This is a genomic window from Streptomyces sp. NPDC059897, assembly GCF_042730865.1.
In the GTDB taxonomy this organism is placed as follows: Bacteria; Actinomycetota; Actinomycetes; order Streptomycetales; family Streptomycetaceae; genus Streptomyces.
In genome coordinates this window covers 177,625-190,179 of sequence record NZ_JBHWKQ010000010.1, presented here as the reverse complement: position 1 = coordinate 190,179, position 12,555 = coordinate 177,625, and the positions used below count along the sequence as shown (strand labels likewise).

The 12,555-nt window shown below is 72.6% G+C and carries 12 protein-coding genes; 2 read left to right on the top strand and 10 right to left on the bottom strand.

The genetic code is table 11. The annotated features are described in order from the left end of the window. Positions 1–138: 138 nt before the first annotated feature. The 8 genes from ACFV9W_RS14400 to infC all read right to left on the bottom strand — a co-directional run bounded on the left by ACFV9W_RS14400 (position 139) and on the right by infC (position 9,127). Positions 139–1,224 carry a PP2C family protein-serine/threonine phosphatase gene (locus tag ACFV9W_RS14400; RefSeq protein ID WP_385759742.1) on the bottom strand — a complete coding sequence of 362 codons (1,086 nt, stop codon included), beginning with the start codon at positions 1,222–1,224 and terminating at the stop codon, positions 139–141. A gap of 189 nt (positions 1,225–1,413) precedes the next feature. Next, on the bottom strand, positions 1,414–3,915 hold the full coding sequence (pheT, locus tag ACFV9W_RS14395; protein WP_385759739.1) for a phenylalanine--tRNA ligase subunit beta: 2,502 nt from the start codon (positions 3,913–3,915) through the stop codon (positions 1,414–1,416). Next, positions 3,915–5,045, bottom strand: coding sequence for a phenylalanine--tRNA ligase subunit alpha (gene pheS / locus ACFV9W_RS14390; protein WP_385759737.1), 1,131 nt, complete (start codon positions 5,043–5,045; stop codon positions 3,915–3,917). The genes pheT and pheS overlap by 1 nt, the downstream gene beginning before the upstream one ends. A 327-nt stretch (positions 5,046–5,372) precedes the next feature. Then, positions 5,373–6,488: an ATP-binding protein gene (locus ACFV9W_RS14385; protein WP_385759734.1), complete on the bottom strand. Its 1,116-nt coding sequence runs from the start codon at positions 6,486–6,488 to the stop codon at positions 5,373–5,375. A 46-nt stretch (positions 6,489–6,534) separates the two neighbouring features. Continuing rightward, positions 6,535–7,377: a TrmH family RNA methyltransferase gene (locus ACFV9W_RS14380; RefSeq protein ID WP_385759732.1), complete on the bottom strand. Its 843-nt coding sequence runs from the start codon at positions 7,375–7,377 to the stop codon at positions 6,535–6,537. Positions 7,378–7,642: 265 nt separating this feature from the next. Next, a complete protein-coding gene (rplT, locus tag ACFV9W_RS14375; protein WP_266721589.1) occupies positions 7,643–8,026 on the bottom strand; it encodes a 50S ribosomal protein L20 in 384 nt (127 codons plus the stop codon). A 99-nt stretch (positions 8,027–8,125) separates the two neighbouring features. Next, complete coding sequence (gene rpmI, locus ACFV9W_RS14370) at positions 8,126–8,320, bottom strand: 50S ribosomal protein L35 (protein ID WP_004933563.1); 195 nt, start codon at positions 8,318–8,320, stop codon at positions 8,126–8,128. A 123-nt stretch (positions 8,321–8,443) separates the two neighbouring features. Then, on the bottom strand, positions 8,444–9,127 hold the full coding sequence (gene infC, locus ACFV9W_RS14365) for a translation initiation factor IF-3 (protein WP_385759876.1): 684 nt from the start codon (positions 9,125–9,127) through the stop codon (positions 8,444–8,446). 347 nt (positions 9,128–9,474) lie between these two features. Between infC and ACFV9W_RS14360 the strand changes: the two genes are divergently transcribed. Beyond that, complete coding sequence (locus ACFV9W_RS14360) at positions 9,475–9,837, top strand: DUF1844 domain-containing protein (protein ID WP_385759727.1); 363 nt, start codon at positions 9,475–9,477, stop codon at positions 9,835–9,837. 36 nt (positions 9,838–9,873) lie between these two features. On the opposite strand, the gene ACFV9W_RS14355 is transcribed toward ACFV9W_RS14360, so the two are convergent. Then, entirely contained in the window at positions 9,874–10,605 is a 732-nt protein-coding gene (locus tag ACFV9W_RS14355) for an SseB family protein (RefSeq protein WP_385759724.1), read from the bottom strand. 70 nt (positions 10,606–10,675) lie between these two features. Here ACFV9W_RS14355 and ACFV9W_RS14350 point away from each other — a divergent pair, with 70 nt between their 5' ends. Continuing rightward, positions 10,676–11,410 (top strand): serine hydrolase, encoded by a 735-nt coding sequence (locus tag ACFV9W_RS14350; protein ID WP_385759721.1) that lies wholly within the window; start codon positions 10,676–10,678, stop codon positions 11,408–11,410. On the opposite strand, the gene mycP is transcribed toward ACFV9W_RS14350, so the two are convergent. After that, positions 11,394–12,554 (bottom strand): type VII secretion-associated serine protease mycosin, encoded by a 1,161-nt coding sequence (gene mycP, locus ACFV9W_RS14345; protein WP_385759718.1) that lies wholly within the window; start codon positions 12,552–12,554, stop codon positions 11,394–11,396. The two genes, ACFV9W_RS14350 and mycP, sit on opposite strands and share 17 nt — an antisense overlap. Position 12,555: the final 1 nt, after the last annotated feature.

The window sequence follows — 12,555 nt, the reverse complement described above, 5'->3', positions numbered from 1 at the left end:
CCGGCCGGGCCGTCGGCTCCCCCTCGTACAGCGCGGCGGCCCGAACCCGCGTCGTCCGCCCGCTCGCCTGCCCGACACACTCCGCGACGGGCGGACGGCGCGGCCCCCGGCCTCGTACGGTCGTGACCGGCCGGGAGCTCAGAGCACCTTGTGGACGGTGCGCGCGGCGGGCCCGGGGTGCTGGGCGGGCACCCGGCTCCGGTCGTTGCGCAGCACGAGCAGCGCCGCGTCGTCGCCGAGCCGGCCGCCGACGTGGCACAGGAGCCGGCTGTAGACGGCGTGGATGACGGCCTGCGGGATGACGGGGCCGCGGCGCACCGCCGCGTCGAGCGTGGACCGCAGCGGGAAGAACCGGCCGCGCGGATCGCGGGCGTCCTCCAGGCCGTCGGTGTGCAGCAGGAGCCCCTCGCCGGGCCTGATCCGCCCGCAGCGCACGGGCGGCAGCTCGGCGGGCAGCGGGAAGGGGCCCAGCGGCGGCATCGGATCGCCGCCGCCCATCGGCTCCACGCAGCGCGCGGCGCCGGGACGCAGCAGATACGGCCACGGGTGCCCGCAGTTGAGCGCGTGCACCGCGCCGTCCTGCCGGATCTCCAGGAGCAGCACCGTCACGAACTCCTCGGCCAGCGGGTTCTCCGGCTCCCCGCCCCCGGCGGAGGGACGCTCGTCGGGGGCGCGCTGGCGCAGGTAGCGGGCGTGCGCGCGCTCCAGCCGCCGCAGCAGCGCCCCGAGTTCGTCCTCGTCGTGCGCGGCCTCGCGGAAGCTGCCGAGGACGGCGCCGACGGTGCCGAGCGCGGCGATCCCGTGTCCTCTTACGTCGCCCATGACCACACGGACGCCGTGGTCGGTGGCGACGACGTCGTACAGGTCGCCGCCGATGCTGGCGCCGCGGTCGGCGGAGAGCTGTCCCGCGGCGAGCGCGAGACCGTCGAGCCGGGGCGGCAGCGGGCGCAGCAGCGCGGACTGCGCGGCGTCGGCGACGGCCCGCGCCTCGCTCAACTCGCGTAACAACATGTGACGTACACGCAATATGAGCCCGGTGCCGACGGCGAAGAAGACCGCGCTGGTCGCGATCCGCGCGCCCAGACCGTCCAGCTGCGCGAGCGGACAGACGAACTTGTACGTCATGGCGACCGCGCCCCACACGGTCGGCAGGCCCAGCATCAACGTGCGCCGGGCGCGCCGCGGTTCGAGTCCGGTGGGCGCCTTCGTCTTGGTACGGATCATGCCGACGGCTCCCTACGCCCGCTGCAGCGCGCTCGCCGGTCGGCCCGGCGGCCGCAATGATTCTGTCGACCGTCTGCCCGTACAGGACCGGATCATCGAGAATCCTCACCCGAATGAGTGAGGGGTGCACCCGGTGTCCCGGATGCACCCCTCAGGTGCGACTGCGCGCGCTGTCACGCGCCGGCGTGGTTACGCGCCGCGCAGCACCGCGCCCGTGCGCTCGGCGGCCAGCGCCACCGCGGCGTCGCGGGCGGCCGAGGCCTCGTCGGCCTTCAGCGTGCGGTCGCCGGCCCGGAAGCCCAGGGCGTAGGCGAGCGACTTCTTGTCGTCGCCCAGCTGCTCCGCGTTCTCGTACACGTCGAACAGGCGGATGGACTCGAGGAGTTCACCGGCGCCCTCGCGCAGCGCCTGCTCGACCTCGGCGGCCGGGACCGTCTTGTCGACGACCAGCGCGACGTCCTGCGTGGCCACCGGGAACGTGGAGATCCGCGGCGCCTCGACGATGCCGCTGCCGGCCTGCTCCAGGAGGTCGAGGTCGAGCTCCATCGCGCAGGTGCGCTCGGGCAGGCTCAGCGCCTTGACGACGCGCGGGTGCAGCTCACCGGCGTGGCCGATCAGCTGGTCGCCCGCGTACAGGGCGGCGCAGCGGCCGGGGTGCCACGGCTCGTGCCGGTCGGCGCGGACCGTGAGCTCCACGTGCGCCTCGCGGGCGAGGACGCGCGCGGCCTCGACGGCGTCGGCCCAGTCGGCGGGACGGCCCTTGCCCCACCAGCCGGCCTGCTCGCGGGCGCCCGCGAGGACGACGGCGGCGCGGCGCGGCTGCGCGGGCAGCGCGGCGTTCAGCCCGGCGATCTCCTCGGCGGTCGGGCGGCGGTCGACGGGGAGGCGGACCGGGGCGGTCTCCTCACCGGTCGGCCGGAACACCAGGCCGGTCTCGAAGAGCGCCAGGTCGTGGCTGCCGCGGCCGTCGTTGCGGCGCAGGGCGTTCAGCAGGCCCGGCAGCAGCGTCGTTCGGAGCGCGGGCTCCTCGTCGTTGAGCGGGTTGATCAGCTTGACGACCGTGCGGCGCGCGTCGTCCGCCTCGAGGCCGAGCTGGTCGAAGACGCCCTCGCCGATGAACGGGTAGTTGAGCGCCTCGACGTACCCGGCACCGGCCAGGGCGCGGCCGGCGCGGCGGTGCAGGCGCTGACGCGCGGTCAGGCCGCGGCCCGCCGGCGGCTTCGGCAGCGTGGAGGGCAGGTTCTCGTAGCCCTCCAGGCGGATGACCTCTTCGGCCAGGTCGTTCGGGTCCGCGAGGTCGGGGCGCCAGGACGGCACGGTGACCGTCAGGGCGTCCTGCCCGTACACGTCGCAGCCGACCTGCTGGAGGCGGCGCACCACGGTCTCGCGGCCGTACGCCACGCCCGCCACCTTGTCCGGGTGGTCGGCCGGGATGGTGATGGTGTGCGGCCCGGACGGGGCGACGACCTCGGTGACACCGGGCTCGGCGCGACCGCCCGCGAGCAGCCCGAGCAGGTCGACGGCGCGCTGGGCGGCGGCCGACGCGGCCTGCGGGTCGACGCCGCGCTCGAAGCGCTTGGACGCCTCGGAGGACAGCTTGTGGCGGCGCGCGGTGCGGGCGATGGAGACGGCGTCGAAGTGCGCGGCCTCGATGACGACGTCGGTGGTACCGGCGTCCTCGGCGTGGTCCGCGATCTCCGTGTTGGCGCCGCCCATGACACCGGCGAGGCCGATGGGGCCGCGGTCGTCGGTGATCACCAGGTCCTCGGCGTCGAGCTTGCGCTTGGCGCCGTCGAGGGTGGTGAGCCGCTCGCCCTGCTCGGCGCGGCGGACGCCGATCGCGCCCTGCACGAGGGAGCGGTCGTAGGCGTGCAGCGGCTGGCCGAGCTCCATCATCACGTAGTTCGTGACGTCGACGGCCAGCGAGATCGGGCGCATACCGACCTTCTGCAGGCGGCGCTGGAGCCAGATCGGCGAGCGGGCCTCGGGGGCCAGGCCGCCGACCGTGCGGGCGGTGAAGCGGTCGCAGCCGAGGCGGTCGGTGATCTGCACCGGGTAGCCGTCGGCGTTCGGCGTCGGGACGTCGAGGAGGGCCGGGTCGCGCAGCGGCAGGCCGTACGCGATGGCGGCCTCGCGGGCGACGCCGCGGATGGACAGGCAGTCGCCGCGGTTGGCGGTGACGGCGATGTCGAGGACCTCGTCGACCAGCTCGAGGAGCTCGATGGCGTCGGTGCCGACCTCGTGCTCGGGCGGCAGCACGATGATGCCGCCGCTGCCGTCGTCGCCCATGCCCAGCTCGTCGCCGGAGCAGATCATGCCGTGCGAGGTCTTGCCGTACGTCTTGCGCGCGGCGATCGCGAAGTCGCCGGGCAGGACGGCGCCCGGCAGGACCACGACGACCTTGTCGCCGACGGCGAAGTTCCGGGCGCCGCAGACGATCTCCTGCGGCTCACCGGTGCCGTTGGCCTGCCCCACGTCGACCGTGCAGAAGCGGATCGGCTTCTTGAAGCCCTCCAGCTCCTCGATGGTCTTGACCTGACCGACGACGAGGGGGCCCTTGAGGCCTGCGCCGAGCTGCTCGACCGTCTCGACCTCGAGGCCGGCGGACACGAGCTTGGCCTGCACGTCGCGGCCGGTCTCGGAGGCGGGGAGGTCGACGTACTCCCGCAGCCAGGAAAGCGGGATACGCATCAGATCTCCATCCCGAACGGCCGGGTGAAGCGCACGTCACCCTCGACCATGTCTCGCATGTCTTCGACGTTGTGGCGGAACATCAGCATCCGTTCGATGCCGAACCCGAAGGCGAATCCGCTGTACTTCTCGGGGTCCACACCGCAGGCGACGAGCACCTTCGGGTTGACCATGCCGCAGCCGCCCAGCTCGATCCAGCCCTCGGAGGAGCAGGTGCGGCAGGGGCGGTCCGGGTTGCCGACGGACTCGCCGCGGCACACGTAGCAGACCATGTCCATCTCGGCGGACGGCTCGGTGAACGGGAAGAAGTTCGGGCGCAGCCGCGTCTTCATGCCCTGGCCGAAGAGCGCCTGGACCATGTGGTCGAGTGTGCCCTTGAGGTCCGCCATGGTCAGGCCCTCGTCGATGGCGAGCAGCTCGACCTGGTTGAACACGGGGGTGTGCGTGGCGTCCAGCTCGTCGGAGCGGTACACGCGGCCCGGGCAGATCACGTAGACCGGGGGCTCACGGTCCAGCATCGAGCGGATCTGCACGGGAGAGGTGTGCGTACGCAGCACCAGACCGGCCTCGTCGTCGCCCTTCGCCTCCTCGGCGCCCTGGACGAAGAACGTGTCCTGGGTACCGCGGGCGGGGTGGTCCGGGCCGATGTTGAGCGCGTCGAAGTTGAACCACTCGGCCTCGATCTCCGGGCCCTCGGCGACCTCGTAGCCCATGGCCACGAAGACGTCCTCGATGCGCTCGGAGAGCGTGGTCAGGGGGTGCCGGGCGCCGGCCTGCGCGCGGTCGTAGGGCAGCGTGACGTCCACGGCCTCCTCGACCAGGACGCGCGCGTCGCGCTCGGCCTCCAGCTCGGCCTGGCGGGCGGCGAGGCCCCGGCCGACGGCGGCGCGGGCCTGGCCCACGAGCTTGCCCGCGGCGGCCTTGGCCTGCGGCGGCAGCGCGCCGATCTCGCGGTTGGCGAGCGACAGCGGCGAGGTGCCGCCCGCGTGCGCGACCTTGGCCTCCTGAAGCGCCTCGAGCGAGTCCGCGGCGGCGAAGGCGTCGAGCGCCTCCTTCTGCACGCGCTCGATCTCTTCCGGTTTCAGTGCCTCGACCTCGACAGGGTCGTACGACTTGTTCGGTGCCGACATCTCTTCCCGTGCTTCCGATTGGCGTGGCTGATGGTCCCGCAGACGCGTTCGACGGCCGTCGAGTGGCGGGGACGCAAACGTGCCAAAGGACGAGTCTAGACGAGGAGGTCCGAGCCCCCGTCGTCCGCCCGCAGGGCGGGCGCGGATTGGTCTGGTGCGTGCGATCGCAAGGCGGAGGAGGGCGACGACGCGGAGCGTCGGCAACCGACGACAACGCCGCGAGCGTGCGTGCCGGACCAATCCGCGCAGGCGGGGGCTCGGACCTCCTCGTCTAGCGGGGGTGAGGTGGGTGTTCCGCCCGTGGTGCCTGCGCTCGTCCGCTGGGGATCAGCTGGTGAGATACGCCGGCGTCGCCACGGGCAACGTAAATCGGAACTCGGCGCCGCCGCCGGGGGCCCGGCCGACGGTGATCGTCCCGCCGTGGGCCTCCACGATGCCCTTCACGATGTAGAGCCCGAGGCCCGTGCCACCGCGCTTGCTGCCCCGCCAGAAGCGGGTGAAGACGCGGTTCATGGACTCCTCCGGGATGCCGGTGCCCTCGTCGGACACGGTGACCGATGTGCCGGTGGGCGTGGTGGGCTCTACGTCAATGGTGACGGTTCCCTCGCCGTGGCGCACGGCGTTTTCCAGCAAGTTGCTCAGCACCTGGTCGACCTTGTCGGGATCGGCCCACGGGTCGGGCAGCGGATGCTTGACGCGCAGCAGGAACCGGTCGGCCGACTGGCCCGAGGCGACGTGCGCCTGGATGTGCCGGGAGACGGCGGCCGCGATGTCGACGGGCTGGCGGCGCAGTTCGAGCCGCCCGGAGTCGATGCGGGAGATGTCGAGCAGCTCGGCGATCAGCCGGGTCACCCGGTTCGCGTCGGCGTCGACGGTCTCCAGCATCAGCCGCTTCTGCTCGTCCGTGAACCGCTCCCACTTGGCGAGCAGCGTCGCGGTGAAGCCCTTGACCGAGGTGAGCGGGGAGCGCAGCTCGTGGGCGACGGTGGCGATCAGCTCCGCGTGACTGCGCTCGGTACGCCGCCGGGCCTCGGTGTCCCGCAGCGACACGACGACGCGGCGCACGGGCCCGGTCGGTCGCACGCGCACGTAACGCGCGGTGACCAGGACCTCCCGGCCGCCCGGCAGTAACAGATTCCGCTCCGGCTGCCCGACCCTGGTCGCGAGCCCGCCGTACGGGTCGGTGAGCTGCCACCAGCGCCGCCCTTCGAGGTCCTCCAACGGCAGGACGCGGTCGAGCGGGGCGTCCAGGGCGGTGTCCGCGCGGACCGCCGTGATGCGCTGCGCGGCGGCGTTGAAGCAGATGACGCGGCCGTGCTCGTCCGCGACGACGAGGCCGTCGGGCAGGTCGTCGGGGTGCACGCCGAGCGCGGCGAGCCCTTCGGGACCGGACGCGTCGGATCCGGTCAGGCCGCGCGAGCCGCTGCCATTGACGACGCTCATCTCCCGCGCTCCCCCTCCCGGCGGTCGATCCGGAGGAGTCACCCTACTAGCCGGGAGTGACGGAGCGGCACCCTCCTGGGGCACGCTGCGCACGCGCGGAGGCGTACAGGCACACGGCGGCGGCCGTCGCGAGGTTGAGGCTCTCGGCCTTGCCGTGGATGGGCACGCGCACGACGGCGTCGGCGAGTGCGCGGGTCTCCTCCGGCAGGCCCCAGGCCTCGTTCCCGAACACCCAGGCGGTGGCGGCGCCCATGGTCCCCTGGTCCAGTTCGGCGTCGAGATCGTCCTCCCCCGCCCCGTCGGCGGCGACGATCCGGACCCCCGCCTCCTTGAGCCCGGCGACGGCCTCCTCGACGGGTACGCCGACGGCCACGGGCAGGTGGAACAGGGAGCCGACGGAAGCCCGCACGGCCTTCGGGTTGTACAGGTCGACGGACGCATCGGTCAGCACAACAGCCTCCGCCCCCGCCGCATCGGCGCACCGCAGCACGGTCCCGGCGTTCCCGGGATCGCGCACGTGCGCGAGGACGGCGACGAGCTTGGGCCGCGCGGCGAGGATCTCCTCGAACGGCGTGTCGAGGAACCGGCACACACCGACGAGGCCCTGCGGGGTGACCGTCGTCGAGATGTCACCGATGACGTCCTCTTCGGCGAGGTGCACGCGGGCGCCCGCGTCCCTGGCCTCCCCGACGATGTCGGCGTAGCGCTCGGCGGCGTCGACGGTCGCGAACATCTCGACGAGCCCGCCGTGCGCCGCGGCCTCCCGCACGGCCTGCGGCCCCTCCGCGAGGAACAGCCGCTCCTTCCCCCGGAAGTTCCGCTTGGCCAGCCGCCGCGCGGCGCTCACGCGGGGCGACTTGGGTGAGATCAACTCGGGCGTTGCGACCATGCGCCTAACTTTCGGGAGGATGACGGGGTTGGGGCCTGAGGAAGGGGCGCGCCGCACCGGGCGCCGCCTTGCCCACCCTGCCGCCCAAGGCGGCAGATTGCCCAAGGCGGGGCGGCACCTATTGAGCCCCGCCGGCGATTGAGGCGCGGGGCCCGGGGCGGAGCCCCGCGCGGTGCGGCATGCGGTGACGGAGGGCCCGAACAACGTGGGACCCGCAAGCCAACCGGCTTGCGGGTCCCACGTCACATACGGCTCAGCGGAGCGTTCACGCAGCCTTGGGCGCGTTCACGTCGGCCGGGAGCGCCTTCTGCGCGACCTCGACGAGGGCGGCGAACGCGTTGATGTCGTTCACGGCCAGCTCGGCCAGCATCTTGCGGTCCACCTCGATGTTGGCGGCCTTCAGACCCTGGATGAGGCGGTTGTACGTCATGCCGTTCTGGCGGGCAGCGGCGTTGATGCGCTGGATCCACAGCTGACGGAAGTCGCCCTTGCGCTTCTTGCGGTCGTTGTAGTTGTAGACGAGGGAGTGGGTGACCTGCTCCTTCGCCTTGCGGTACAGGCGCGAACGCTGACCGCGGTAGCCGCTGGCCTGCTCGAGGATCGCCCGACGCTTCTTGTGCGCGTTCACCGCGCGCTTGACGCGTGCCACTGTTAACTCCTTGTAGCGGGGCCGGGGTTGTCTTCACCCGGCCCGAATTCGATTGGGTCCCGGTCTAGCCGACGTACAGGGCGCTGGTGCGCCCGTACATCACTTGCCGAGAAGCTTCTTGATCTTCGCGGCGTCGCCCGGGGCCATCTCGGCGTTGCCGGTGAGGCGACGCGTCACGCGGGACGACTTGTGCTCGAGCAGGTGGCGCTTGCCGGCGCGCTCACGGAGCACCTTGCCGGAGCCGGTGACCTTGAAGCGCTTGCTGGCACCGCTGTGCGACTTGTTCTTCGGCATGGCGCCGTTCTCTCCTCGTCAGTGGCGCTCCCGGGCCGGTCCGTGCGTGGCTCGAACCGGCCGTGATGGAACGTCAGTTGTGTCAGTTGGTATCCGTGGCGCACGGGCTGTGCGCCGCACGGATCATGCCTCGGCCGGAGCCTCGGCGGGGGCCTCGGCGACGTCCTCGTCGGCCTGGTCCTCGGCAACGTTCTGCGACTTGCCGGGATTGGCCTTCGCGTCGGCCTTGCGAGCGGCCTGAGCCTCGCGGGCCTCGGCCATCGCCTCGGTCTTCTTCTTGTGCGGACCGAGGACCATGATCATGTTTCGGCCGTCCTGCTTCGGGTTCGACTCGATGAACCCGAGGTCCTGGACGTCGTTCGCGAGACGCTGCAGCAGTCGGAAGCCGAGCTCCGGCCGGGACTGCTCGCGACCACGGAACATGATCGTGATCTTGACCTTGTCGCCCTGCTTGAGGAACCGGACGACGTGACCCTTCTTGGTGTCATAGTCGTGCGGGTCGATCTTCGGCCGGAGCTTCATCTCCTTGATGACCGTGTGCGCCTGGTTCTTGCGCGCCTCACGGGCCTTCATGGCCGACTCGTACTTGAACTTCCCGTAGTCCATGAGCTTGCATACGGGCGGACGGGCGTTCGCCGCCACCTCGACCAGGTCGAGGTCGTACTCCTGAGCAAGCTCAAGGGCCTTGGCAAGCGGAACAATCCCGACCTGCTCGCCGCTGGGACCGACAAGTCGCACTTCGGGAACGCGAATCCGGTCGTTGATGCGGGGCTCGGCGCTGATGGATCCTCCTCGGTAGCACCACACGACGGCCTGGCGGACCGCCGCGTACGTTTGTGACGTAAGTACCAACCGCGCCGACACACAAAAAATGCCCCGGACGGTACACATGCGGGGCTCCAAGAACTACCGGAACACCGCCACGGTGAACCGCGGGGCGCAATCTCGGACGGCTCCGTCGTCCGTACGGAACGACGGGGACCGTCTGACCGGTGACCCACCGCCCTGGTCGGGCGGTCAGGTGGGAGATCGGAGCCTCCACTTGTGGGCCGGTCACCTGTCCAAGAGGACGTGCGTCCGGCCGGTCGTTACACAAGGTTAGCAGGGTTTGGGGGGTGCGCCCAATCGAGTGCGCGCGACATATCGTGGGGCCCATGAGTGACGCGACCCCCGCAACCGACAACCCCGACTACGACGCGCTGACCCGCGACATCGCCGAGGTGCCCGCCGTAGAAGTCATCGTGACGGTCGCGGTGAACCTGATGAGCGCCGCCGCGGTGAAGCTCGGCCTCACCGAGGAGGGCGACGCCCACAAGGACCTCGACGAGGCGCGCAAGCTGATCCACGCCCTGGCGGGCCTGCTCGACGGCAGCGCGACGGAGATCAGCTCCTTCCACGCCGCTCCCCTGAAGGACGGCCTGAAGTCGCTGCAGCTCGCGTTCCGCGAGGCGTCCGTGGTGCCGGACGAGCCGGGCAAGGGCCCCGGCGAGAAGTACACGGGCCCCGTGTACGGCTGAGTAGCACACCGCTACGTACTACGTACGTAGCCGACATCACTGACGTACGTAGAGGGGCTCGCCCGGGGGCGTCGCCTCGACCGGCAGGAGTGCCAGGTCGAGGCCGCGCACCAGGCGGGCCCTCAGTGTTTCGTCGGCGGCGATGCGGGTGGCGACAGCCCGGGCCGCGGCCTGGACGTCGGCGCCGGCGTCGAGGACCAGGGCGAGCGTGCCGTCCGACTCGCCGGGGCCCAGGTGGGCGCGGGCCACGGACGGCTCGGCGGCGACCGCGGCGCGCACGGCCTCCCGGACGGCCGGGTCGGCGAGCGGGTCGGTGTCGCTGCGGCCCTCGGCGATCGCGTACAGGGCCGGTCCCGTCAGCTCGTACGGGACGGGTCCCGCGACGTCGAGGACGACGGTGTCGGCCTTCTCGTGGGCGGCGGCCTGGAGCGCCTGGTGCAGCGGGACGGCGACCGGACGGGCCTCGGGGTCCCAGAGGGCGAGCGACGCGATCGAGGTGAAGGCCGGGAGCGCCTTGCGGCCCGCGGCCTTCAGCGTCGGGACGGCCATGTCGCTCGTCTTCTCTCGGCGCAGGCCGTTCTCGTCCTCCTCGACCTCGCCGAGCACGGCGACCACGGGGACGAGCAGCCGGGTGCCCTTGAGCGCCGCCAGGACCGGGCCGTGGGCCGTGCGGTCCCGGGACCACGCGGCCAGGGCCTCGGTCAGGTGCGGGTCCGCCGTACCGTCGTCGTCGGAGAAGCCGGAGTCGGGAATGTTCTTGTTCGCCACGTTCACCGAGCCTACCGAGTGGGCCCGGCGGGACTCCCGGCGGACCCTGGGACCGAAAGGGAGGTCGCCCGTGGCCGTGCGCAGGGACGCCGAGCTGGCCGGGGCGGTGGAGACGGCCGTGCGCGGGCACGCGGGCGGGGTCTCCGTCGCCGTCCTGGACGAGACCGCCGGGACGAGGGCCTCGTACGCCTCGGGGCCCGGAACGTACGACACCGCGAGCATCGTGAAGGTCGACGTCCTCGCCGCGTCGCTGTTGCGGGCGCAGGACGAGGGGCGGGCGCCGACCGCGCGGGAGCGTGCGTACGCCGCCGCGATGATCCAGAACAGCGACAACGACGCGACGACCGTGCTCTGGAAGGAGCTGGGCGGGGCCGCCGGGCTCGACGCGGCGAACGAGCGGCTCGGGCTCACCGCGACCAGCGGGGGCGCCGATGGGCTGTGGGGGCTCACCCAGACCACGGCGGACGATCAACTCGCCCTGCTTGAGCAGGTGTTCGGGGTGTCCGAGGGGCCCGTGCTCGCCGAGGCCGCGCGGGCGTACGTCCAGGGGCTCATGGGGAACGTGCGCGGCGATCAGGTGTGGGGCGTGTCCGCCGCTGGTGACGGGGCCGAGCTGAAGAACGGGTGGCTGCCGCGCGGCACCACGGGTCTCTGGGTCGTCAACAGCATCGGACGGGTCCGGGTGGAGGGCCGGCGGTACCTGCTGGCCGTGGTCTCCCACGGGAGCGCCACGAAGGACGCGGGCATCGCGCTCGTCGAGGGCGTGGCGCGGGCCGCCGTGCCGGTGGTCAGCGGCGGCGCGTGAGGCGGTGGCCGCGCCACAGGTAGCCGGCCACGCCGAGCAGCACCACCCCGACGGCGCCCGCGAGCGTCCCCGCCCACGTGGCGAGGGAACCGTCGGAGTCGTCGTCGGGCCCGGGGCCGAAGTACTTCTCGCCGTACGAGGCCGGGGTCAGGCGCTGCGGCTTCAGCTTCGCGCCCGCGGTGATCGCGGCGGCCGGGTCGACGAGGCCGAAGCCGCGGGAGTCGTCACGGCCGCCCGAGGGCGGGTCGTCGGCCGTGTCCTCCATGAGCTTCTTGATCTGCGCGGGGCTCAGCCCGGGGTGGGCGGCCCGCACCAGCGCGACGGCCCCGGACACGAACGCGGAGGCGGCGCTCGTCCCCCACGCCGAGTAGTACTTGCGGTCCGGGTCGGCCGTGACGATGCCCCGTCCGGGCGCGGCGACGGAGGCGTACCAGCGGCGGGTGGAGAACGAGGCACGGTCGCCGGACGGGTCGACGGCCGTGGCGGTGATGACTCCGGGGTACGCGGCCGGGTAGGAGGCGCGGTCGCCCTGCTCGCCGCCGTTGCCCGCGGAGGCGACGACGGAGACGCCCTTCTTCAGCGCGTACTGGACGGCGGCGTCCTCACTGGCCTCGGGGTGCGCGGTGTTCGAGTCGTCGCCGAGGGAGAGGTTGATGACGTCGGCGCCGTGGTCGGCGGCCCAGCGGATGCCGTCCGCGAGGGCGTTGCCGCGGGACTCGCGGGCCTTCGAGCGGGACGGGTCGCCGTCCTCCAGGATCACCCGGACCGGCAGGATCTTCGCCTGCGGGGCCACGCCCATGACGCCGTCGCCGTCGTCCTTGCCGTGCCCGTGGCCCGCGATGATGCCCGCGATGGCGGTGCCGTGCCGGGCCCAGGGGCGGTCGCCGCGCTCGGCGCCGAAGCCGATGAGGTCCTTGCCGGGCAGCACGTTCCCCTCGAGGTCCGGGTGCTCGTCGTCGACGCCGGTGTCCAGGACGGCGACGGTGACACCCTTGCCGCGCGTCGTCTCCCAGGCCTCGTCGGAGTGCAGCGCGGTGAGGCCCCACTGCTGGGCGCGGACCGAGTCGGCGTGGGCCGCGGTGGCGGGGAGCAGCGCGAGGACGGCCGCGGTGCCGATCGCGGCGATCGTGTGCTGACGCTTCATG

Bases quoted from the DNA above. Each gene is read 5' to 3' on its own strand.
- mycP (WP_385759718.1), bottom strand. From the start codon at position 12,554: ATGAAGCGTCAGCACACGATCGCCGCGATCGGCACCGCGGCCGTCCTC.
- pheT (WP_385759739.1), bottom strand. From the start codon at position 3,915: ATGCGTATCCCGCTTTCCTGGCTGCGGGAGTACGTCGACCTCCCCGCC.
- ACFV9W_RS14400 (WP_385759742.1), bottom strand. From the start codon at position 1,224: ATGATCCGTACCAAGACGAAGGCGCCCACCGGACTCGAACCGCGGCGC.
- ACFV9W_RS14380 (WP_385759732.1), bottom strand. From the start codon at position 7,377: ATGGTCGCAACGCCCGAGTTGATCTCACCCAAGTCGCCCCGCGTGAGC.
- rpmI (WP_004933563.1), bottom strand. From the start codon at position 8,320: ATGCCGAAGAACAAGTCGCACAGCGGTGCCAGCAAGCGCTTCAAGGTC.
- pheS (WP_385759737.1), bottom strand. From the start codon at position 5,045: ATGTCGGCACCGAACAAGTCGTACGACCCTGTCGAGGTCGAGGCACTG.
- ACFV9W_RS14385 (WP_385759734.1), bottom strand. From the start codon at position 6,488: ATGAGCGTCGTCAATGGCAGCGGCTCGCGCGGCCTGACCGGATCCGAC.
- ACFV9W_RS14360 (WP_385759727.1), top strand. From the start codon at position 9,475: ATGAGTGACGCGACCCCCGCAACCGACAACCCCGACTACGACGCGCTG.